Source organism: Bradyrhizobium barranii subsp. apii, from assembly GCF_011516635.5.
Lineage (GTDB): Bacteria > Pseudomonadota > Alphaproteobacteria > Rhizobiales > Xanthobacteraceae > Bradyrhizobium > Bradyrhizobium barranii.
Genome location: NZ_CP096256.1, coordinates 370,867 through 392,577 on the forward strand (window position 1 = coordinate 370,867; position 21,711 = coordinate 392,577).

Below are 21,711 nucleotides of genomic sequence, written 5' to 3' on the forward strand. Positions count from 1 at the left end.
GGGTGCGTTCTCCACAGCAATGCCCTGGCGCTGGATCGGGCGAGCTTTTCTGCCTACCGTCGCCCCCACAGCTTTGGCCACACGTCTCCGAGATCATTGATCTCGATGGGATCGGCGCCTTCAGGCGGCACGCGCGCGTCGTGAATGAAGTCCTGTACGAAGGACGGCAGCGGCACGCCGAAATCGGCAAGATGTTTCAAGGTGTAATATCCGCCAGCGACCAGATTATAGTTGTCGAGGATGGCCACGGTGCGGCCGAAGCTGGCGGCGTCCAGCCGCGGTACCAACCGGATCAAATCGGCGTATTGGTAAAGACCTTTGCTATATTTGTGCACGCCCTCCCAATAGAGCTTGTAGATCAGATGTGCCGTGCTCCACGCCAGATCGGGCACGTAGAGCCGCTCGCCAGCGCATTCGACCGTCTGGACATGAGCCAGAAGATCGTCGAGTTCGATGTCGAGCGACAGCTTGTGGTGAATGTCGACGACCGCATAGCACCATGGGGCCTCCGTCAGGGCATCGTGCCAGAACTGGTGGGCCCACGGCTCGGCTGCGATTGCGGCCTTGGTCTCGTCATCGAGATTGGTCGGCTGCAGGCGGCGGACTAGAAAGCCGAGTTCGAAATGGCTTTCTTCGACGATCGCGCGCAATTGCCGGTCGGCGCGATAGAAGCGGGGAAGATCCGGATCGCGCTGAGCCTGATGGAAGCCCGACTTGAGCGCAAGGCCTTCGGCCATCTCGAGGTCAGGCCAAGCTACGCCGAGATCAAAATCCCACGCCGCTCGCATATGGCGTGCCGGATAGAGGAAGCAGGCGGAAGCTGCGCCCTTGAGCAAGGAATGCCGAAGACCGGCGTGCTGAAGCTCACCCAAGAAATCGCGGCATCCGGCGATCTGGGCCCGTTCGAACGCCGTGACCGCAAGACAGGCGCGAACGGTGCGGAGATGGTCATGGGGCGTCATCATTGCGGCGAGGTCCTTGAGAACCTCTGTTGTCAGTGAAGGCAGGATTTGCCAGGAATCGAGCATTCGAGCGAGCAACTCGCCGGAATTCTCGGAGGCTCGCGCCACCGTCGCGTCCGGCGCGACACCAGCGATCAATGCCATCAGGTCGGCTTCGGCCTGCACCGCGCTCGAACCACCGGTGGTATCGCTGCCGTGTCCGCCAGCTGCTTCGTCCACGGCCGGGGCAGCGGCTTGCAATTGCCGTTTGGTACTGCGACTTTTGGCCGATGCTTTCGCCATATCAGATTTCAATCCTCACCATCGGCAAGTCCTCGCGCGCTGGAGCAGGAGCAAGCTTGGCAACGACCTGCGACGCAATCGCCGATGCCGTTCGCGAAAATGCGCTGGTAGGTCTCGTGCCACCTCGCCGACCAACAGCCGGCGTTGCCACGAGCGCCGCGGCAATCTCACTGGCCATGGACGCCGAGTCGTGGCGACGCGGCGGCCCCCTCCGCCTGTGTTGGGAGCCGCGCGAAGCCTTCGAGCGACGCAACTCCGCGACCACTGCGCTCGCGATGAGATCGATATCATAGCGCGGCATGACGGCCCTCCTAACTTTAGGGCGCTACCTAACATCCATACACCTAAAGATTGAATGTATCACAGGTTATGCCCCTCCTCAAGGTGTGCATCATGAGCCGGGTCAGCCATCGCGCCCGATTAGCCCACGCTCCGGCGATCAATCGCTGTTACGACAGCCCCATCGCCGCTAGGATCACGGCGAGTGCCCGCTGAGGTGGCCCGGAGTTATCAACCATCACGACATTGTCTTCGCGTTCCGCCAGCGCCTTGAGCGCTGCACGCATGCGATGGAGGTGGCTGCGCAGGCCTGCTTCGCGCGCGGGCGACACCTGACGCGCGGACGGATCGCGCTCAAGCATCGGCTGGCCAAGGCCATCGACGATCCGGGAGCCGGCTTCGAAGTAGGTGATCGTCCGATGCGACGACAGGATGCGCTGACAGCACAAATCGGGATCACAATCGATAAAAAATAGAATGCTCGGACGCGGCAGATTGGCCGCAAGCGGTTCCATGAAATCGGTCGACATACCCTCGAGCAGTCCGCGCACCTTGAGGGTGAGAATGTAACGATCGACCAGCACGCGAACGTCACTGTTCAAGTCGGCGCGCGCCTGAGTTGCTTGTTCATAGAGGCTTACCCAGTTGAGCAGGTTGAACGTCATCGGATTCGAATTGAGCCATTTCGCCCGTTCGAGCGCGTGTGCGGTAACGTCCGAACGACCGAGCTTCATGACACGGGTGGCCACCTCCCGGGCACGACAGGCCGCGATCACCTCGGCAATCAAGCTGGATTTTCCAGCACCATCGACACCTTCGAACGCAAAGAAATTGTTGGGCCGGAGCAGTGCCGGCTCGAGCAGATTAATCGGCGGTTGTTTCGGATAGACTTCGGGGATGTCGCCCTGCGATGGTGTATCGTCGGAAAATTGCATGGAGCCTTCGTCCTCGGAATTCAAGCCGCGCTGCGACAGTCGCTGGCGATCCGATCGTCACGACCGAGCTGGTCCCGGCCGACGGCGTGCCGGCGGTCAAGAGCCAGGCTCCATATTACCTCATCGCTCTCGACGCGCGAGCGTTACGATTGCTTGGCCACCGAAGCCGACTTCTCCCCGGACGCGGACTTCACATCTTCGCTGGGCTTCGCCGCAACCGCCTGCTGAGCCGCCTCGACTGCTTTGGCGCGCTGCCGTGTCACCGCATCGACGACAGCAGCGACGATCCGGTTCCGAAAGTCGATCGCGCCCGCTGCGGAACCCTGAAGGCGCGGCGACGCAAGCCGCGAGGCGATCTGGCTTGCAAGCACGTCGACATGGTCGATGCCCTTGCTCTTACGCGCGTCGAGCTTTGCAATCACGGCCTCGGCAACCTTGGCGACATCCACCGCCGCGAAATCGCTGCCGAAGTCCGACCGCGTTTCGGGAATCCGCGATGCGACCTGACGAGCGACTCGGCTTGCGATCTGGGTTCCTGCCAACGTTTTCGACGCCGCCGAAGCGGCGTTGGGCCGTGCATCGGCCGGACCGCCAGGCTGGCCCAACCGCTGCGCGACCGCGCTCGCGACCGCGCCCGCAAGCCGGTTCGGCCGCGCCGATTTCCGTGCGCCCGGCGCATTGAGACGACCAGCGACGGCACTGGCCACAGCTCCGGCAAGACCTATCGCCCGTTTGCGCGGGCGTCGCTTGGAGGCGATCCGTGCGAGTACGGCGCGCGCCAGACTATCAACTTGGCTCATAGTGCTCTCCTGGTTTGTGCTACCGATGACGAGACCGCCTGCGGTCACGATCGGCCGATGGAAATAGGGCAACGCTCCAGGCGCCGCGGTACGGCTGCGCCTGGAATCGGATGTGCGAATCTACTGGCGACGTTTCCCTCGCGCCGCCAGACGGCGTGCGACAGCACTGGCGACCGCCGCCGCCAGGGACTTGCGCTTCGGCCGGCGCGACCGTACCGCCAGCGTTTGGTTGACCGCGCTTGCAATTACTGCGGGCGGGACGCCGCTGGGACCGCGTGCCGCAGGATGCGATAGCCGTCCGCGCCGCTTCGCGGCGCCGGTTCGTTTTGATGCGAGGCGTGCCGCGACCGCCGACGCGATGGCGGCCGGTGCCGGCCGACCTTTGCCCGATAGTGCCAGACGGCGTGCGACAGCACTGGCGACGGCAACCTCAAGAGGCGGACGTCCGCGACGAAGTACCTTGCGCTTTGCTTTGAGGCGACGAACGACTGCGCTCGCCATGGCGTTGACTTTGCGACTCATTTGCGCTCTCCATCATTACGACCGGCCCCGGAATTGGTGACCGGTCGGATTGTCGTGGCTTGCAACAAGATTTCCCTAGCGCGCGAAGCCAACCATCCGCCAAGTTCGTTCCGCGCAACCAGCGACGACGGCCCGTGCACGAGAATCGGCACGCCCGCGTGGCGGCGCAGACGTTCCAGGAAATCGATGATGTCGGCCGCCGCAAGCGGCGCGGCATAGGTCGCGAACGCGGCCTCACCGCGCCGGCCGAATGCCCACAGCACGACGTTGTCGGCGCGTGCCATCCATGCCGCATGCACAAGGTCACCGGAAGCGACCTCGTAGAGGCTACGTCCCGCCGCACGCCGAGTCATGCCATTCCGAGATCGCTCCGAATTGCCAGCGCCATTCGCTGCCGGCGGGGCAAACCCCCAGTCTCGCACGTGACGCATCACGGTCCACCGCGACATTTCGCTCTTGCAGGTGCGAAACGCTAAGGCCTGCACGCTGCGCCACGTCCATAGCGCATCATCGAGGCCAAGATCGTCGGGCAAACGGGTGCCCACCGCTAGCCGCACGGCCTCCAGTCCGCGCGGAGCGCGTGATCGCGTTGGCCGGCCGGCCGGCCGCGCCATCAGTTCCGCCACACCCCCAGTTCGAAACCGCATCGCCCAGTTGCTGACCGAGGCGCAGCTTGTCCCCAGTATCGCCGCGACCTGGGATTGCGACAGTCCGCGACCGAGCGCCCGAACCGCACGGATGCGGCGGACCTCCCTCTGCGCAGGTGTAAGGCGCTGCACAGGTATATGACGATCCATCATACAACCCAAGATGACATAAATCGCACCGGTTTCAAGTCATTTCTGCACCAATAATTTCACTTATTTTTGCACAGGTCGGCAACGTCTTTCCGACGTTTCCACACGATACCGAGCGATGTCAGGCAACTCCGATCAGCTTGTGGACCTGGAGGCACAGCCGATACCCGAAAGTCATCGCCACCTGCGTGCAGGCGTGGAGATTACGGGCATTGTCACGGGCGTTGCCGTCGTCCCGCGGCATCACGAAGACGGGGACGCCGGCTGGTGGGCGAAACAGCCGCGTGACTTGCCCAGCCTTTTGTGTCGATGCACAAGGCAGCCCGTCGTCGGGATCGATGTCACCGGCACCAATCACATATTTGAAGGCGCTGACGCGCGGTACAATCCGGCTATGCAGATGCTTGGTCTTAGGACTGCATACGATGGTGATTCCGGGATCGTCGGGAAGGTCGACCCACAACGTGCCGGCGGTCTCGACTTGCACTCGAAGTTGACGAGCCCGGAGCTCTCTGACCAACGGAGCGACGTTCTGGCGCAGCGGCTCGCCGCCGGTAAGGACAATGAGATCGGCGAAACGCGGACGCTCGCGGTCGATGCGCGCGAGCAGTTCGTCAAGCGACGGTCGCCACGACGACGACTCGAAATCGGTATCGCACCAGAAACACTTCAAGTTGCAGCCGGCAGTGCGCACGAACACCGATGGCTCACCCGCGAATGGCCCTTCGCCTTGCAGCGTATAGAAGACTTCCTGGATCCACAGGCTGTCGCCGTCGCCAACCTCCTGTCGTCGGGCGGGATTTGTGCCGTACACGGTGACCTCCATACCCCGGCGATGAACGACCTCACCGACCCATCCGGATCCGGCGCTTCCGCTAATACTCTACCCAGTCATACGCAACCGATCGATCGCAGACGATGCCGACGCGTTCACCCTCACGCCGGCCGTGCCGGATGTGCGGCGCCAAACGACTATGAAGAGGAAAGATGGCCAATTCACCGAGCAGGTTTTCTCCGGCCTCACTGACCACGAACATCTTGCACCGCTGATCGAACGCCATCGCCGCATCCAGCAGATCGACCGACGGCTGTGGGGTCCGGATCAGGGACAGGAACTCGCCCTTGGCGGTTAGCGGATAGGTGATCGAATCGACGACGAAACCAAGCGACGTTAGATGCGCAAACAGTAGCATCTCATTCTGCAGCGACATCAGGGTCAGCCCGCTCTCCTTGCCGCAGAATAGGCCAAGACAGGACGGTTCATCGCGAACCTTGATCTGTTCGACCTCAATCACTGGGCTCAGCGTCGGCGCGCAGTAATAGCCCTTAAACTCGCCAAATGGCGCCTCCGTCTCGCGCCGGCTGGTTACAACGCCGCGGATCACGATCTCGGATTCAGTCGGCGCCGGAGGATAGTTGGTACGGTCGAGGTCCAGCGCATGGCCCCCAAGCCGCGCCGCCGCCTCAAAGCTGTCGAGGTCCACCGGTAGTTTGGCGGCGGCAGCCAGGTAGCAGGCGAGCGGTCCACCATTGAACAGCGTGATCGGTACCGCACTGGCCCGCTTCAATCCATCGTTGACTATCCGGTGACCGTCAGTCCGGGCATCCATGAAGATCACGAGCTTCCTCGGCCCAGCGACATACGCGCGGTAGAAGCCGAGATTCCAGGTGCCGTCCTCACTCTCCAGACAACCGATGAAGGACGTAAGATAGCGACCCTTGTCGCGTGGCTGGTGATGCAACAACGGAAGTGTATCGAGACTCGCCCGCAAATTGACCGCGAGGCTTGGACTACGCATGACCACGCCAGTGCCACTGAGACGCTGCGTCAACGTCGCGAGGCTGGCCTTCGCAGGGACATCGAGGCTGCGGAGCAAGATTTCGCGCTTCAGCAGATTCATCACGAGGCGGAAACCGGGGCAGCCGAGAATGTCGTTGAACTGAAAAGTCGGATAGAAGCCGTGTCGGTTGATCCAGTCGCTGACGAACGAAGTGACCCCCAGCACCGGGTCAATCGGCCGATCAACCATCATCACGCGGGCGTATGTCAGTGCTTCACGCATGGGACAAGTCGTCCTTCCCTTCCCAGGGGAACACAACCCAGCCGTGGACGACACAGCCGTATATATCGACTACACTGCGCGGTGTGCGGGCGCCGAGATTGCGCTGGTTGACGACCAGAGTTGCAGTAACCGGCTCGGCCCCGACATCGCGTAGTGCAGCTACTGCCATCGGCATCGTCATCGCGTGACCGACGATGTCGTCGATCAGCAGCACCCGGCGTCCGGCAACGGCACCCCGGTTGGAAATGCCGTGCCACACCGGAGCGGACTTTGAAGCATCGATGGCGTCAGAAGTCGTGCGCGCGATTTCGATGACGGAAAATGGACGCACGCCGATTCTGTGCGACAGCATGACTGCGGGAACCAGGCCGGAGCGCGCGATCCCAACAATGGCCTCAACTTTCTGCGCAGCAACACGTTCAGCGATCAATTCGACAAGGGCATCTATCTCGGCCCAGCCGAACATGTGAATGGCGGCGGTTGCGGCGCCTCCTTCCGGAGGCACAGAGCTGGCTATGCTAGTCACGACGACCGTTCCAGCCGGTTGGCTGGAGCGACGAACATCGCTGCATAGTTCGGATGGTGCGCCGGCGTATGATCCTGCACGTGCGGACGCCCTTCGTAATTGCCGCTGGCCGTTACCCGGATGAAGCGGGCCTTCTGCTGAAGTTCCGCGATCGTCAGGCTCCCCCCATAGCTCAACCCAGAGCGCACACCGCCGAGATGCTGTCGCAACACATCGGAAAGCAGCCCGGCATAGTCAAAGGTCGCTTCCACCCCTTCGGGAACATAGTTCTTGAATTCCTCCTCGCTCACTTCACCTCCCTCGAGCCGCTTGAGCGTGAGCCCTACGCCAAGTGAAACGAAGCCGTTGGTGATCTTGTAACGACGTCCGTCGCGCTCGATCGGAATCGCGGCGCTTTCCTCGGTACCAGCCAACAACTTGCCCAGCATCACCGAAGCAGCACCGGCCGCGAGCGCCTTGACGATGTCGCCGGAGGTACGGATGCCGCCATCGGCGATCACCGACACGCCGCGGAGCTTCGCCTCGCGTGCGCATTCAAGGATCGCGGAGAGTTGCGGCACCCCGGCTCCGGTAACGATCCGGGTCGAGCAGACGCTGCCGGGACCAATGCCGACCTTCACGGCGCTGGCCCCAGCCTCGACCAGATCGCGCACGCCTTCGGCCGTCGCGACATTGCCGGCGATAAGATCGACGTGCGGATGCGCGGATTTGAGCGCTTGGACAGTATCGATGACATAGTCGGCATGGCCGTGCGCGACATCGACGACCAGCACGTCGGCGCCAGCCTCGATCAGCATTGCGGCCCGGGCGAGCGTGTCGCTCTTAACGCCGACGGCTGCGCCGACGCGTAGCCGTCCTTGTGCATCCCGCGTCGCGCGCGGAGATATAGCAGGGTCGACCACCGCAGCCTTGGTACGGCGTACCTCTTCGGCCTGAGTGTGTGAGGTCGTCATACGATGAATGATGCCGATGCCACCCTCCGCCGCCAGAGCGACGGCGAGCCGAGACTCCGTGCACCACGGTGTGTTGGCTGAGACGATTGGAATCGCCAACGCAATTCGCGGAGTCAGCCGCGTCGAGAGGTCGACAATGGTCCGCGACGTCGCACGTGTGCGGTTTGGAACCAGAAGCACATCGTCGAACGCATATCCTTGCGGAATGCCATCGTTGAAACTGTTCATGGGCGATCTCTGAATTCTGCAAGGACAAAGCAGGTTTCAATCGCGCCAGCGGCGAGGCTCACGATCGCAACCTCAAAATCATCGCTATCCATCAGTATATCTTAGATTGCGTTTTTTTGCAAATGGATATCTGATGGTTTTGCGACGGACACTCCGTCGAACGTGGTTACGTAAGAGGCCAACGCAAGGAGTGCAGGATGACAATCGAGTTGAATATGGGCGGCGCTGCCGACCCAATCGGCAGCCGCTCCGCACGCGTCAACGGATCAATGAACGGCCATGTGAACGACACAATACCCGGCCTCCGCGTTCCCGAGAACGATTTGCGCCCGTCGCGAGCAGAGGCGGAAACGGCCGTGCGCACACTGATCCGATGGGCCGGCGACAATCCGGAACGTGAAGGCTTGCGCGAAACGCCGGCGCGCGTGGCCCGCGCTTACGAAGAATGGTTCGGTGGCTACAACGAGAACCCGGAGAGCTTGTTGCAACGCACCTTTGAGGAGGTCGGGGGCTACGACGAGATGGTGCTGCTGCGCGACATCCGCTTTGAGTCGCATTGCGAGCATCACATGGCACCGATCGTCGGCTGCGTGCACATTGGTTACCTTCCTCGCCACCGCGTCGTCGGTATTTCGAAGCTGGCTCGCCTCGTAGAGCTTTACTCAAAGCGGCTGCAAATCCAAGAGCGGCTGACCGCCGAGATTGCCAGCGCACTTGACCGCGTGCTGCAACCGGTCGGCGTGGGGGTTGTCGTCGTCGGCGCCCATGGCTGCATGACAACGCGAGGAGTCCACAGTCACTCCTCGACAATGGTCACGACCCGATTGCTCGGCTCCTTCCGTGACCAATCGCAAGCACGTCGTGAATTTCTCGGTTCGATAGGGAAGGGCACAGGTCATGGAAGCCTATATTGATGAACGTGTTGACGACCGTTCGGCGAACGTGAATGCTGGCAATGGGACGACCTACCTCATCAGCCGAGAGATCAGCATTGATGCCGGCCACCGGGTCACCGACCACAACTCCAAATGTCGCAATCTGCACGGTCACCGATACACGGTCCAGGCATGGTGCCGAGGACCTCTGTTCTGCGATGGTGAGCAGAACGGCATGGTGCTGGATTTTGGATTCCTCAAGGAGGAGATGATGGCCGAGATCGATGCCACCTGCGATCACGCCTTCATTTTTTGGGTCGGAGATCCGTTGTGTCGGCAGATGTTTGGCCTCGATGACAGCAAGCTCGGCTCCGAAATCGACGGCGCCGTGCGCCGAAGTGGCGCCTTCACCGGCGCCGGACGCGGCGGCGCCAAAATCTGCGTTCTACCTTACGTCCCGACGGCAGAATACCTTGCTTGTCACTGGTTCAACTTACTGGCCCCCCGCGTCACGCAACGTTCGAACGGTCAGGCCTCTCTAGTCTGCCTCAAGGTGTGGGAGACACCGAACTGCTGGGCGGCCTACGGACCAGGAACGAGCTACTGAAGGTAGCTAAGAAATGTCCCGAAATTCACCCTGTGTAGATCGGCGCGTGGTCTGCACACCGATCGGCGCCATAACATCCCGGTAAGTTTCACTTCATAGGGGTCAAGGTTCGACGCCGGTACACAATCTGGTTGCAGATTCGAGTCCTGCCGGCCCGTTATTGCGTGACACAACCGAACCATCTAGTTGGCTCAAGGAGGCGCCTCAATCGATGATGTCAGCCGACGAATTTGAACCTGCCGCAGGCACGATCAACACGACCGATAGGCATGCTTCATATCCGGATAGAAGACCTATACCGAGGCACGACGAGGAAGTGTGATCACGTTGGAACCTCTCGCGACATATCGGCTCCAAGCGTCCATCAACTGTCGCCGCTTTTTCAACGCATTGCCACGCCGATAGGCTTGCTCGGTCTCATCACCCACCTTGTGGGCCAATGCCATCTCCGCAATTTCGCGTTCGAAACGCGTCTCGTCACCGGCCCAATCGCGGAAGCTGGATCGGGCACCCGTGCGCCGTCATCGCCGGATAGACTGTCTTCAGCGCATGGAGCACGGCATTCATGCCTAGTGGCTTAGTGTGGTCCTTGGACCATTGCCCTGCGAACACGTAAGCGTCGCGCGCGGCGTCCTTCGGGATGACTGATTTCAAGATCTCAATTGCCCGGTCACAGAGCGGCACTTGGAAATCTTGGCCTTCGGGATGGTCTTCTGTCTTCATCCGTTCGGCCGGGATCGTCCAAAGCCGCTCCCCGAAGTCTACCTCGCGCACGCGCATGAGACGGGCTTCGCCGGTCCGCACTGCCGTCAAGATGATGTATTCGGCCGCGAGGTTGACCGCCGTGTCCGCTGCCTCGTGGTTGGCTTGCAGCGCCTGGACGATGCCGGGGACGTCCTTGTATGGCGCGGCCTTGTGATGGCGCTTCGAGAGTTTCGGCTTCGACAAGAGCGGCTTCAAGGTCTTCCACATCGCGGGATTCTTCCCGAACCGAAGCCCCTTCGCCTCTGCGGCGTCAAGCACGCGCTCGATCCGGCTTCGCGTTTCGCGCGCCGTGCGGTTGATCGTCATCCATATGGGCGACAAAATCCCCAACACATCGTTCACGGTGATGTTGGTGAGCTCCGTACCCCGGATAGGCTTACACCAGACCTTCAGGTCACGTGTCCAATCTGCGAGCGTATTCTTGCCCTTGAAGCCGGCCTTGATTGATAGCAGGAAGGCGTCCGCGAATTCTCCGAAGCTGCTAGCCGCCACCATTTTAGCGCGCCGCTCCGCCTCCGGCTCCTTGCCTTCGGCTAGTTTCTTGCGCGCGTCTGCCGCCTTGAGGCGGGCGTCAGCGAGCGAGATGCCATCCCTGCCTTTGCCCTTCGCCGAGCCCAGTCCAGTCCGATTTCTCTACGCTTCCCGGTGCCAGGCACACGGTACAGGAAAACCCATTGCCGTCGCGCGTGCGCACCCGTCTCGATCGCGAGGTAAAGCCCACCGCCGTCACTGTGGCGTCCGCGCTCAACTATGGTCTCCGCTTCCCGAGCCGAGAGCTTGTGCAGCTGTCTCTTGGCCATTTTCCGCCCCACCATCCGCCCCACCATTGAGCACGGATTGCAGCGGATTGCGGTGAACGACCGTGAGCAGCGGCGAATTTTTCACGAAGCGATTATAGCACAATTTGCAATGGCTTAGAAGCTTTCAACGGACGATCCGGGACCTGCGCGGAATTCCACCACGGACGTGGTGATGCCAGTCGCGGCAAAATGCAGTCCCCGAAAGAGCATCCGCGACGAGCTGCGTCACGCGAGCCTTCAGCTTCGCGTCGCTATCAACGGCGGCAGTGGCTGAGAGAGTGGTATTCGAACCCACGGTACGGGGCAAAGCTTGTCCGAAGCGGGACCGAACTTGAATTGGACGCATGCTCACAATCTTCATCAAAAACTGAAGACCTAACTATGCACCACAATGATGGTATTCACGGCGGTAGAATGATCGGCTGCACCGCGATCCAGCGGGGCGAGGGTCGAAGACTGAGCAATGAGCCGGCGAAGGCAACATATGGCGGCTCAGACATGTCCAGCCTTGCGATAACGCGAAGATGATCGATTTGACCTAACAGTCACCAGCCTGATCGAGATGACTCAAGCCGTCCGACCTGAGCGCAGGATGCTGCAACCTAGTTTGGCTTGGTGTTGAACGATCCGGCGAATGATGTTTGCTGCACTTCATGGCGATCGACAGCCCCGAAGCCCAACTGGCCGACGACGGCAAGAGGCGTGCGTCGAACGCGCGACAGGTCGCGTGCTTGCCTCGTTACCCAGAGAGGGGTGCCTGGCCAGCTGAGATGCGAATTGACATGCTCGCGGCTTATCTCGATTTCCGGAACGTCGACGAACTCGTACGCGCGATTTCCAAGGGGCGCGCACCGGCACCAACAAGCTACCGCATCCGAGGCCGGTCACGAGAGCCAATTTGGTCTAAGGTCGTCGTAGACGAATATGTTGCGCGGGTCTGCGCCATCCGGCAGAATCGGCCGCTAACCGATCTGGCAGCACTGGTATGAAGCCACCGGAAACTGCTTTGAAATTGCCTCTGTATTGCAGACGGAAGCCGTTAAAGAGTGGCCGATGGGCCTACTTTTTCGAGCCATCCACCTGGGCACGCGAACAGGGATGCCATGTGAAGGCAGAGCCCTTAGACGAGGATTACCCTGCGGCCGTAGAACGCGCTGAATACGTTCTCTTGCCGGCATTCGACAGTTGGCGATCTCGTGGCCTGACGGACATGGTCCCCGTCGGCATCGCACAGGGATCATTCGACTGGCTCGCCAGCGTCTTCAAGGCGCATCAGAAGTGGAAGGAAATCGACCACAAGCCACAGCGTCTCTATGAGCAGGGCTTGGCGTTGTTCGCTGACCACCTATTAAAAGACGGCACGCGCGCTGGGTCGAAGCAGATCGCCGACTTTACGAAGGGCTTCGTCGACGCCGTTTATGCAAAGCTGCTCATTGTCGAAGAGAAAGACGCCGATGGAAACGTCGTCCAGCGGGAACGTCGACGCTTTGCGAACGCGGCGATGACCGCGTGCCGGCGCGCCTGGTTCGTCGGGCAGCGCGCAGAAGAAAAGAAAGTGCCCGCCGTCAACCCGTTCTCAAAAATGGGACTGAAGGCGCGCGCACCAGGAAAGCCAGTGCGAGAGACGCCGACTGCAACTTGGGACGAACTCGTTGCCTTTCGCGCCAAGGCGAACGAACTTGGCCACCGATCGGTGGCAACGGCGGCACTTGTCGCGTGGGAGTGGCTCCAGAGAGAAGAGCACGTGTTCGGCGCGCTCGAGATCAGTCACTACCGACCGAAAGAACGTCCGAATAGCGTTCGCATCGTCCATCCAAAGAATGGCGAGGAAGCCTGGTGGCCACTGTTCGATGAGACTGGCGAGAACTTATTCCCGGAGCTGATGGCTGAGCTCGACGAGTTCAAGCAGACGACCGTGTCCGGCCTGGTCTTTCGACGCGACCATTCGCACCGGAGGTCACCTACCCCGGTGCCTTGGATCACGGCCAAGCAGGATCTTCGCTATCTACGCGCGGTCGTGAAGAAGATCGTCCGTGCAGCGGATCTTCGCGAAGAGCTTTCTTTTACACCATTCCGCCACGGCGGCTTTACCGAGGGAGCCGACAGCGATCTGACGGACGCCGAGCTCAGAGCCGCTGGCCGCCATCGCTCGTCGCGGCAGTTGCCGACCTATGCAAAGCGCACACGGAAACAGCTAATTTCCGGCACAAAGAAACGGCGAGAGGAAAGAACAAAGGCAGCCGGTTTGTCGGAATAGACACGACACGTCTGTCGGAATGACGACGGTGACAAACCCCTAAGCTATTGAGAAGCTTGGTGGGCGCACCAGGGCTCGAACCTGGGACCCGCTAATTAAGAGTCAGCGGGCGGCGGAGGTCCAATTTAGCTCGAAGAGTATCTAATCATCCAGGTCCCATTATCTTGTCCGCTCATCATCTCGCTTGTGATCGCGCACGTCATCTCCTCCCAGCTCTGCCCCGCGGCGCCGGCTACTAGCGAGCTCGGAGACCTCGCTTTTCAATACATGCCAGCGGGTTTCGACAGCCGGCATCTCGTTGACGAATTGCCGAATCTGGCGCGCTAGCTCGTGATCTGCTGCCACACCAGAGCGCTGTAGCTCGGCGGCATAGTCGAGATATCGCCTTCGGATCGCATCCTGACGTGACTTAGTTTGTTCATCCCAAGGATGTTTGACCGCCTTGCCGCCCCTCACCTCCGAAAGCACCTGCTCACGGGCAAGCCGATCGACATCGGGCGTTATCTTTCGCTTGCGTAAAGCGAGCACCACCCCGCGATCAGCCTTTCGAACCTGTCCCCGGGTTCGTCGCGGCGTTGCCTCCGCCGCGATCCCACGAAGCCGAAGCTCTCCGGCAAACCGTTCGCGCCAGACCTGAAGGTCCGCCTTGCGGGGGTTCAGGCGCTTGCCGTCATGCCCGAGGGACCGAACGGTCAAGTGCACGTGGGGATGCTTATCGTCGAGATGCTGGACGAAGACGTAGTCGCGATTGCCCCCGAACGTCTCGATGGCAAATGCCCGGGCTGACTCCTTGACTGCGACGGCATCAGTGCCAGCCGGCATCGACAGGATGATGTTGATCGAAAGCGATCCATCGCGGCGGCGCTTTTGGTCGAGACCAGCATCATCCTCCCATTGTTGCTGCAGATCTTTCAATCCGGCACGACCCGTCATCATTGCGCCCTGGTCTGTTTCCGCATCGAGCTCGCCGTTTCGCGTGATGTATGCCAAGTGCGACCTGAGATGCGCCACGTCCTTGGTGCGGCCAGTGATCTTGACCATCACCTCTGGTGCTCGGCGCACGATGCGCTCGAGTTTTGCACGCATCGCCGGCGTAAGGCGGCCGGGGGCGGTCGGGATGGGGATATCCCACTCGGCCCGCCGCGGGCGCCGATTGGGCGTTTCCCAGACATACGAAATCGGCGGAAGTTCGGAGGCCAGGTCATTCGGCCGCGGCGAGTAGCGCCGACTCATTGCTGCCCATCCCAATAATCGGCGTTGCCATTCAGCACATTGCGCAATTGCGCGAGCTCTCTTTCGATGACCACTTTTGCCTCTTGAATTGCGGACAGATCGAACTCGACCGCCCTGCCCTGCAGCACACTGGTGTTTGCGGCACCCGCGATCTGGTTGATGTTGCCGCCGATCCGGTTGAGCTCGCGAACGATCGCGCGAAGCACGGCATGCTCGTCTGGGGAATGCTGTACTGGCGATGCCAATCGCGAGCGCACGAGCGCGACGATCCAGCCGGTTCGGGTCATGCCACGCTGATGTGAAACTTCCGCGAGCTGCCGCATCTCGCTCTCGCGAAATCGCACCGTCACCTTCTCCGGCCGTCCGACCGGCAACGCCAAGATGCGTGGCGCTGGTGCAGCTAGGGCATCAGCAATGAGACGCCGCAGCAGCGCGGATTTGCCGCCCTGGGTAGCTGCAAGAACTGAGAACTCCGCCGCGACTTCGTCGGGGACGCGAAGCGAGATCAGAGCCATGCACTCCAATCCCAATCGCGATGTAATACATCGCTGGCGCGAAGCCTATCCTGCACTAGAAAACGCTGAGACCACCCCCTCCGTGTTGGTTTGAACCAACATTCGCCGGGTTTGAAGCCGTCCATACCCAGCCAGCAAAATGGCGAATGCTCAACAGCTGTCAGGGCCAACTGTCCAGCGCCGCTCGCTTGCAGGGTGAGAGTTCCCGCCAGAGAAGTACCAGCACAGCGGTACAGGGGCTGACCAGCCGGCTCCGAGGTTGTGGACCGCGACGTTTCAGCAGCCTGCGGCCTCACTACGGCGCTACGGGAAGCGCGTTCGGCCTTCGGCTGCAGCGCTGACGCGCCACCCTTCGGGTGGAAACGTCGCTCCACCGCTACCCGCCGCGAGACTTCGTTCCTCGAACAGGAATAGAAGAAGAATCTCATGGCGAAAGGATCTCCTCGATCGTGAGCGCCGACGCCGGCACCTCTTCCGCGTCGTCGGAGCCATCGAACACCACGACACCATGACGGCTGCCTTGCGACGCGCTACGATCAATCAGAAGGCGACCGGCCCGATGCTGGTGCCGTACCAGGATCGTCAGGCATGCCGACCGTGATGGCGAAGCGACACGAGATTTCGCCGACAGATCATTGGTTGGTGCATCTGCGCCCTCGCTTGCCGGACGCCACAGCGTCGCTCTCGTCGCGAGATCACTCCTATCCGACGGTATTGATTCCGCCGGGGGTTCACTCTGAGCACCGGTGCGGTCGGAATTGGCGCGAACCTCCCGAACCAGCTCTCGCGCCTGTGCATCCGTAAAGCTCTCGCGCGTCGCGCAAAGCCTTTCGATCGCTTCCGGATGGGTGCGCCAAGCCTGGTAGAGTTCGTAGACTGCGCGAATCGACGATTTCTCAAGCCTCGTCCGAAGAAATTCCGGCATGCTTTGAACCGAGGCGAACCGCGACACCCAGTCTTTTGGCTTGCCGAGTTTGCGCGAAATTTCGGCCTGCGTGTCGCCGGCGTCCAGACGGCCCGCAACGAACGCGGCGATCTCGGGTGCGCGCAAATCGTCGCGCTGGATGTTCTCGATCATCTGCGCGTATCGATCCGGCTCGCCGCCTTCCTGCAAAAATGCCGGGATTTCCTGTAACCCGGCACGCTGCGCAGCGCGATACCGGCGCGCACCCATGATGATAACGTATCGGCCCTCCTGGTTGGACCGGCGAACTACGATGGGTTGCAGCACGCCATGTTCGAGGATGGTCGCCGAAAGTTCATCGAGTTCCTGCTCACTGAAGACACGGCGCGGCTGATCTGGGTCTTCGTCAATGCGGTCGATCGCGATGCGAAGTGGGGACCCGGCGCCGCCGCTTCCCCTTTCAGCGACGTCGGCGAGGTCTTTGAAACTAAGATCAAGCGCCATCAGTCATCTCCTCGTCGAGCCGTTCTGCGATCTTGCCGAGAACAGCGCGGATTTCCCGACCAGCCTCCTGAGCCGAGCGGCGCTTGAGACTCCACACCGGGACTCGTTCCGCTACAGCTTCGGCATAGCCGTCGCGGGCCACAATCTGGCCCGGGAAGACATACTTGCCGGCTTCCCGCAACAACTGCTCCAGATGGGTACGTTGGCGCGGCGATTTAGTGTTGAAGTTTGATGGCAACAAGCCGAGGAAGGTCATGCCCTCGCGGCCGTAACGCTGTTGCACCCCGATCACGGTCTGCAGCAGGCCTTTGACGCCCTTCACCGAATAGTCCTCAAGGTAGATGGGTGCCAACACGTGCGAGGCCGCAACCAGACATGCCACGCTGCGAAGTCCAAGCGACGGCGGTGTGTCGATGACGCAAATGTCGAACAGTTCGGCAGCAGCGGCAAGATTCTGCTGAAGGGTCATCACTGCAGCGGCACTGCCGCGATCAACGTCGGTCAACGAGCTGTCTGCTGGCGCAAACGTGATGCCACTGTCCCCGCTGGCGACGATCCGTGCCGCCGGATGGAATAGACCGGCCGCCGAAGTCTCTCCCACGTGACGTTTGAGCGTGTCGGTCGCGTTGCCTTGCGCGTCGGCATCGATCATCAAAACCCGCCGGCCCGACTCCGCCATGAACCAGGCGAGATGTACAGCAAGGGTCGTCTTGCCGAGGGGATGTCCCGATCGCTGTTGAACTACGTCGGGTCGACGTTGCCGGAATGAATATTACGCAGCCCTCGTGACGTGGGCAACGGACTTGATTGTCATGCGATCGTGGTGAGCTTGAAGGGCCGCACGCAGAACCGACAATTGCTTATGCGCCTTCAATCGTCGGAAGCCCTTGTTGGCCTCGATCATACCGGCCGCGACCCATCGCAAGGCCATACCGGCATCCCGCCAGCGTTTAACGTTGCGCGTGACGCGGCGAATGGTGCCCATCATGTTCTCGGCGATATTGGTACAGGCGAGCGATCGGCGAAGCTCCTTCGGCAACTTCAACCGGACGACAGTCAGGATTTCGTCGAGGCCTTCGAGGATACTGGCCGCAACGCCGGGCCATTGCTGGTCGAGTCGACGCGCGAGATTGCGGATCAATTTTTCAGCCTTGTCGGCGTCATCGAGCTCCCAGGCCTGGCGCAGCACCCGGCGGGTGGCCGCATGATGCTCTTTCGGCAGGCGTTCCATGATGTTGCGCGCCTTGTGGATCTGGCAGCGCTGGATCGCAGCGGCCGAACCGAAGGTGCGGCGGATCGCCTTCGACAACGCCTTCGCGCCGTCGGCGATGAACAGTCTTGGCACCGTCGGGTCGAGCCCGCGCGAGACCAGGTTGTCCAGCAGGGCCTGAACCGTTGCTGCATTCTCGGTCGCCCCTTCCACCAGCGCCAGCGGATGCTTGTTGCCTTCGCCGTCAACCCCGATCGCGGCCACCAGCACGAGATCGTCGTCGAGATGCAGCCCGTCGATTTGGACCACCAGAAGGTCGAGCGCGGACAGATCGGCAGCCATGAAGTCGGCCAGCCGCGCCGCCGACAGAGCCACGAACCTCCGCGAGGCCGCCGACTTCGAAATCCCCGATCCGGGCGGTGCCGGCACGTCACCCTCGGGCAGCCGGACGGCGCGGCCGAACCGGCGCGTCGACACATTGATCAGCATCAGGTTCATCGCCCAGCGACCGAGCCAGTCCTCCTGCGCCGCCGTTTCCCAGCTCGGGATCGTGACCTCGCGGCCGTCCATGCCCCGGACCCGCGGGCGATCGACCTCGATCTTGCCGCCGTGGAAACCGATCCGCCCCCGCGTTCGGCCCCAACGGTGCGCCCGCCGCGCCGCATCACGACCGTGGCGCGGCCCGCAGGCCGCTGTCACATCCGCCTCCATCATCGTGCCGAGCGCCTCGATTCCTGCCGCAAGGCAGAACCGATCGAAGCTCGCTCGCACTTCCGCAAATGATTTCTCCACAGCCCCGGTCGCCGGCCAACCAGCCGGTGTGATATCTCTCGTCATGGCGTTGCTCTCCTTTGTGGAATCAGCACCCCGAGCCTACCGGCTCAAGGTGGGCAACGCCGACCTCTTCAGAAATTCAACAGAACCCGGGACATCCCCCTTGCCGACGCCCCCCTTCTGATTGTTGATGACAATGATGTTCATTCAGCAGCCTGCGGAGAGAGCGGATACGCTTGCGCCATCAATATTCCTCCGCCCACGACGACAGAGATTGCTCGTTTACCGACGGGCCCCCGCGCAACAACTCCCTTGGGCCTGTCGTACTGGTGTGTTGGTTTAAACCAACACACCAGTGCAACGTTACGCGACGCGGACAATGTCGAAGATCGAACGCAAAATCCCCTGTCGGAAGAGTCAGGGTCGCTGACTCCAATAGGATGGAGCGGATCGCTTCGGGCCTCAACGTGAGCGTGCTTGCATATTTCAGTGATCGTGAGCAGCGATTTCGCGCGATCATGAGCGCCGAATTCAGACGATCGTGAGCAGCCTCGCTCCGGCCGAGGCGGTGATAGGGTCAGCGTTCTGGCTGCTCGTCAAGGGTGATGGTTTTGGCGTTGCGTTTTCGCATGCTTTCGCCAGCAAGCTGGAGGCGGTGAGCGTTGTGGACGAGGCGATCCAGAATCGCGTCGCCTAGCGTGGGATCTCCGATAACTTCGTGCCATGTGTCCACAGGGAGTTGGCTGGTTACGATGGTGGAGGAGCGGCCATGGCGATCGTCAAGGATTTCCAGTAGATCGCGCCGCTCGGCAGCGGTGAGCACCGACAATCCCCAATCATCCAAAATCAGAACCTGGGCGCGGCCAAGGGTTTTGAGCAAGCGGGCATAACGTCCATCGCCCCGCGCGAGCCCCAACGCTTCGAACAATCTTGGGACGCGGTGATAGAGGACCGAGCGATTATCTCGGCAGGCCTTGTGGCCGAGGGCACAGGCTAACCAACTTTTGCCCAATCCGGTCGCCCCGGTTATGAGCAAATTCTCGTGGCGATCGATCCAGTCGCCGCTGGCGAGCTTGGCGAAGACGGCCCGGTCGATACCCCGCGGCGTGCGCAAATCGACGTCCTCCACGCAGGCATTCTGGCGGAGCGAGGCCAGCTTGAGGCGCGTGGTGAGCCGCCTGGTGTCGCGTTCCGCCGCTTCCCGGTCGACCAGCAGGCCGATGCGATCTTCGAACGGCAAGGCTTCGAGATCAGGCGATCGTCGCTGCTCCTCGAAGGCCTTGGCCATGCCGCTCAAGCCGAGCTCGATCAGGCGTTCGTGGGTGGGATGGTTGAGCATACAGGTCTCCTTGGCTTCAGTGAAAATAATCGCGGCCGCGGATGTTGCCGTGGCGCAGGGGTTGGTGTTCGGAGGGCTCGTCGAGAAAGGTACGATCCAGACCGTTCTGGAGGATGGAGCGGATCGAGGCGACGGATCGCGCCTTGATCAGAATGCCGCGCCGGCAGGCCGCTTCGACGCGCTCCGCGCTGTAGCTTTTGACCAGTGACAGAATGCCGAGGCAGGTGCGAAAGCCTTGCTCGGGATGCGGCCGGGCCGCGATCACGGCCTGGAAGAAGGCGGCGGTCGACGGACCGATCCGCTCGCCGGCGACGATCACTCCGGCGGGCGTCCATTGACCGTAGCGCCGATGGGCGCTGGGCATATGGTCGGCGATGGTGGTGTGGCCCCGCCGGTTGGGCGCGCGGGCGTGGCTGGCGATCCTGCGGCCGTTGTGGAAGATCTCGACCGTTCTGTCATCGATGCGTGCGTCGACAAGCTCACGGATGAGCCGATACGGCGCGGAATACCAGTGTCCATCGATCTCGATATGATAGTCGGGGCCGATCCGGCATCGCTTCCAGCGTGCGAAAGCGTAAGCCTGGTCCGGCAGCTTTGTAAGCTTGGGCTTGTCGAGCTCGGCGAACAGTTCGGCGCGACTGGCGCCAAAGTCGCGCATCTGCCTTGCATTGAGTTCGACGACGAGTGTTTTGATGGCTGCGTTCAGCTCCGCCAACGAAAAGAAGCGTTGGTTGCGCAGCCGCGCCAGAATCCATCGCTGGGCGACTTGCACCGCAACTTCGACCTTTGCCTTATCTTTTGGGCGCCGCGGCCGGGCTGCGAGAATGGCCGTGCCGTAATGGCTCGCCATCTCGGCATAGGTTCGGTTGAGGCCGGGATCGTGGCGGTCGGGATTGGTGACGGCGGCCTTGAGATTGTCGCAGACTACGAATGTCGGCACGCCGCCGAGGAAGGCGAAAAGATTGATGTGGACCCGGATCCAGTCGGCGAGCCCCTCGCTTGGACAGGCCTCGGCATAGGTATAGTTGGAGGCGCCCATCGCCGCGACGAACAGCTTCATCGACTGCACTTCCCCGTTTGAGGGATCGATGACGTCGATGGTGTCGCCGGCGAAATCCACGAAAACCTTCTCGCCGCCCAGATGCGTCTGCCGCATCGAAGGCCGGGCTCGCCCCTTCCAGGCCTCGTACGTCGTGCAGAACCAGGTGTAGCCGAAGCCATCGGGATGGGTGGCGCGATACTCGTCCCACAGCAGCCGACGGGTCACGTTGCGTCGGCGCAGCTCCTTGTCGACATAGCCCCAGTCGGGAACGGCCCGCTGGGGGCTCTGCGACGCAGGCCTCGGCGCCGGGAAAAGCAGCAGCTCCAGGTCCTCGTCGCTCATTCCGGCCGGCAACGGCCACTTCAGCCCGGCAGCCCCGGCTCGGCGTAGATAGCTGTGCACGGCGCCGTTGCTGATGCCCAAGGTGCGCGCGATGGCTCGCTCCGGCAAGCCTTGAACATGTTTTAAGCGGAGAACCTCTTTGATCCGGCGCATCGACAATCTCTGGGTGGGCATCGGCCTTCCTCGTTCACTGACGA

At 61.6% G+C, this 21,711-nt stretch carries 19 protein-coding genes and 1 pseudogene; 3 read left to right on the top strand and 17 right to left on the bottom strand.

Features of this window, described 5'->3' with window-relative positions; all coding sequences use genetic code 11:
- Positions 1 to 53 precede the first annotated feature (53 nt).
- The 9 genes and pseudogenes from HAP41_RS48775 to guaB form a co-directional block, all read right to left on the bottom strand.
- Complete coding sequence (locus tag HAP41_RS48775) at positions 54 to 1,181, bottom strand: nucleotidyltransferase family protein (RefSeq protein WP_166106876.1); 1,128 nt, start codon at positions 1,179 to 1,181, stop codon at positions 54 to 56.
- Positions 1,182 to 1,693: 512 nt separating this feature from the next.
- Positions 1,694 to 2,458, bottom strand: coding sequence for a dTMP kinase (locus tag HAP41_RS48780; protein WP_166106879.1), 765 nt, complete (start codon positions 2,456 to 2,458; stop codon positions 1,694 to 1,696).
- Positions 2,459 to 2,601: 143 nt separating this feature from the next.
- A complete protein-coding gene (locus HAP41_RS48785; protein WP_166106881.1) occupies positions 2,602 to 3,330 on the bottom strand; it encodes a hypothetical protein in 729 nt (242 codons plus the stop codon).
- A gap of 446 nt (positions 3,331 to 3,776) precedes the next feature.
- The gene (locus HAP41_RS48790) at positions 3,777 to 4,313 is read right to left on the bottom strand and encodes a hypothetical protein (RefSeq protein ID WP_224581173.1); all 537 of its coding nucleotides are present in this window, start codon (positions 4,311 to 4,313) and stop codon (positions 3,777 to 3,779) included.
- Between the two features lie 108 nt (positions 4,314 to 4,421).
- Positions 4,422 to 4,580, bottom strand: a pseudogene (locus tag HAP41_RS50940) (hypothetical protein); the annotation flags it as partial.
- A gap of 118 nt (positions 4,581 to 4,698) precedes the next feature.
- Positions 4,699 to 5,391: a 7-carboxy-7-deazaguanine synthase QueE gene (locus tag HAP41_RS48795; protein ID WP_166106886.1), complete on the bottom strand. Its 693-nt coding sequence runs from the start codon at positions 5,389 to 5,391 to the stop codon at positions 4,699 to 4,701.
- Between the two features lie 61 nt (positions 5,392 to 5,452).
- Positions 5,453 to 6,640: a UbiD family decarboxylase gene (locus tag HAP41_RS48800; RefSeq protein WP_166106889.1), complete on the bottom strand. Its 1,188-nt coding sequence runs from the start codon at positions 6,638 to 6,640 to the stop codon at positions 5,453 to 5,455.
- Positions 6,633 to 7,106 carry a phosphoribosyltransferase gene (locus tag HAP41_RS48805; RefSeq protein ID WP_166106891.1) on the bottom strand — a complete coding sequence of 158 codons (474 nt, stop codon included), beginning with the start codon at positions 7,104 to 7,106 and terminating at the stop codon, positions 6,633 to 6,635. Before HAP41_RS48805 ends, HAP41_RS48800 begins: the two co-directional genes overlap by 8 nt.
- Before the next feature lie 56 nt (positions 7,107 to 7,162).
- Positions 7,163 to 8,347, bottom strand: a complete 1,185-nt coding sequence (gene guaB / locus HAP41_RS48810) for an IMP dehydrogenase (protein ID WP_166106893.1) — start codon at positions 8,345 to 8,347, stop codon at positions 7,163 to 7,165.
- A 269-nt stretch (positions 8,348 to 8,616) separates the two neighbouring features.
- On the opposite strand from guaB, the gene folE reads away from it, so the two are divergent.
- Both folE and HAP41_RS48820 read left to right on the top strand, forming a co-directional pair.
- Positions 8,617 to 9,261, top strand: coding sequence for a GTP cyclohydrolase I FolE (folE, locus tag HAP41_RS48815; protein WP_178132628.1), 645 nt, complete (start codon positions 8,617 to 8,619; stop codon positions 9,259 to 9,261).
- Entirely contained in the window at positions 9,245 to 9,829 is a 585-nt protein-coding gene (locus HAP41_RS48820) for a 6-pyruvoyl trahydropterin synthase family protein (protein ID WP_166106896.1), read from the top strand. Before folE ends, HAP41_RS48820 begins: the two co-directional genes overlap by 17 nt.
- Positions 9,830 to 10,306: 477 nt before the next feature.
- On the opposite strand, the gene HAP41_RS48825 is transcribed toward HAP41_RS48820, so the two are convergent.
- Positions 10,307 to 11,089, bottom strand: coding sequence for a tyrosine-type recombinase/integrase (locus HAP41_RS48825; RefSeq protein ID WP_166106898.1), 783 nt, complete (start codon positions 11,087 to 11,089; stop codon positions 10,307 to 10,309).
- A gap of 1,410 nt (positions 11,090 to 12,499) precedes the next feature.
- Here HAP41_RS48825 and HAP41_RS48830 point away from each other — a divergent pair.
- Positions 12,500 to 13,651 (top strand): hypothetical protein, encoded by a 1,152-nt coding sequence (locus HAP41_RS48830; protein WP_166106900.1) that lies wholly within the window; start codon positions 12,500 to 12,502, stop codon positions 13,649 to 13,651.
- Positions 13,652 to 13,810: 159 nt separating this feature from the next.
- Here the strand turns inward: HAP41_RS48830 and HAP41_RS48835 are convergent, their stop codons facing one another.
- From HAP41_RS48835 to istA, 7 genes are all read right to left on the bottom strand, one after another.
- On the bottom strand, positions 13,811 to 14,884 hold the full coding sequence (locus HAP41_RS48835; protein ID WP_166106903.1) for a relaxase/mobilization nuclease domain-containing protein: 1,074 nt from the start codon (positions 14,882 to 14,884) through the stop codon (positions 13,811 to 13,813).
- Positions 14,881 to 15,399 carry a plasmid mobilization protein gene (locus HAP41_RS48840; RefSeq protein ID WP_166106905.1) on the bottom strand — a complete coding sequence of 173 codons (519 nt, stop codon included), beginning with the start codon at positions 15,397 to 15,399 and terminating at the stop codon, positions 14,881 to 14,883. The genes HAP41_RS48835 and HAP41_RS48840 overlap by 4 nt, the downstream gene beginning before the upstream one ends.
- Positions 15,400 to 15,823: 424 nt before the next feature.
- Positions 15,824 to 16,807: a ParB/RepB/Spo0J family partition protein gene (locus HAP41_RS48845; protein WP_166106908.1), complete on the bottom strand. Its 984-nt coding sequence runs from the start codon at positions 16,805 to 16,807 to the stop codon at positions 15,824 to 15,826.
- Positions 16,797 to 17,486, bottom strand: coding sequence for a ParA family protein (locus HAP41_RS48850; RefSeq protein WP_166106910.1), 690 nt, complete (start codon positions 17,484 to 17,486; stop codon positions 16,797 to 16,799). The genes HAP41_RS48845 and HAP41_RS48850 overlap by 11 nt, the downstream gene beginning before the upstream one ends.
- A gap of 93 nt (positions 17,487 to 17,579) precedes the next feature.
- Entirely contained in the window at positions 17,580 to 18,854 is a 1,275-nt protein-coding gene (locus HAP41_RS48855; protein WP_166064748.1) for an IS256 family transposase, read from the bottom strand.
- A 514-nt stretch (positions 18,855 to 19,368) separates the two neighbouring features.
- Positions 19,369 to 20,130 carry an IS21-like element helper ATPase IstB gene (gene istB, locus HAP41_RS48860; protein WP_166063422.1) on the bottom strand — a complete coding sequence of 254 codons (762 nt, stop codon included), beginning with the start codon at positions 20,128 to 20,130 and terminating at the stop codon, positions 19,369 to 19,371.
- A gap of 16 nt (positions 20,131 to 20,146) precedes the next feature.
- Entirely contained in the window at positions 20,147 to 21,688 is a 1,542-nt protein-coding gene (gene istA / locus HAP41_RS48865) for an IS21 family transposase (protein WP_166063394.1), read from the bottom strand.
- Positions 21,689 to 21,711: the final 23 nt, after the last annotated feature.

Coding starts and splice junctions, on each gene's coding strand:
- HAP41_RS48780 (WP_166106879.1), bottom strand. CDS start 2,458: ATGCAATTTTCCGACGATACACCATCGCAGGGCGACATCCCCGAAGTC.
- HAP41_RS48800 (WP_166106889.1), bottom strand. CDS start 6,640: ATGCGTGAAGCACTGACATACGCCCGCGTGATGATGGTTGATCGGCCG.
- HAP41_RS48805 (WP_166106891.1), bottom strand. CDS start 7,106: ATGTTCGGCTGGGCCGAGATAGATGCCCTTGTCGAATTGATCGCTGAA.
- guaB (WP_166106893.1), bottom strand. CDS start 8,347: ATGAACAGTTTCAACGATGGCATTCCGCAAGGATATGCGTTCGACGAT.
- folE (WP_178132628.1), top strand. CDS start 8,617: ATGAACGGCCATGTGAACGACACAATACCCGGCCTCCGCGTTCCCGAG.
- HAP41_RS48820 (WP_166106896.1), top strand. CDS start 9,245: ATGGAAGCCTATATTGATGAACGTGTTGACGACCGTTCGGCGAACGTG.
- HAP41_RS48825 (WP_166106898.1), bottom strand. CDS start 11,089: ATGGTGGCGGCTAGCAGCTTCGGAGAATTCGCGGACGCCTTCCTGCTA.
- HAP41_RS48835 (WP_166106903.1), bottom strand. CDS start 14,884: ATGAGTCGGCGCTACTCGCCGCGGCCGAATGACCTGGCCTCCGAACTT.
- HAP41_RS48840 (WP_166106905.1), bottom strand. CDS start 15,399: ATGGCTCTGATCTCGCTTCGCGTCCCCGACGAAGTCGCGGCGGAGTTC.
- HAP41_RS48845 (WP_166106908.1), bottom strand. CDS start 16,807: ATGGCGCTTGATCTTAGTTTCAAAGACCTCGCCGACGTCGCTGAAAGG.
- HAP41_RS48850 (WP_166106910.1), bottom strand. CDS start 17,486: ATGGCGGAGTCGGGCCGGCGGGTTTTGATGATCGATGCCGACGCGCAA.
- HAP41_RS48855 (WP_166064748.1), bottom strand. CDS start 18,854: ATGACGAGAGATATCACACCGGCTGGTTGGCCGGCGACCGGGGCTGTG.
- istB (WP_166063422.1), bottom strand. CDS start 20,130: ATGCTCAACCATCCCACCCACGAACGCCTGATCGAGCTCGGCTTGAGC.
- istA (WP_166063394.1), bottom strand. CDS start 21,688: ATGCCCACCCAGAGATTGTCGATGCGCCGGATCAAAGAGGTTCTCCGC.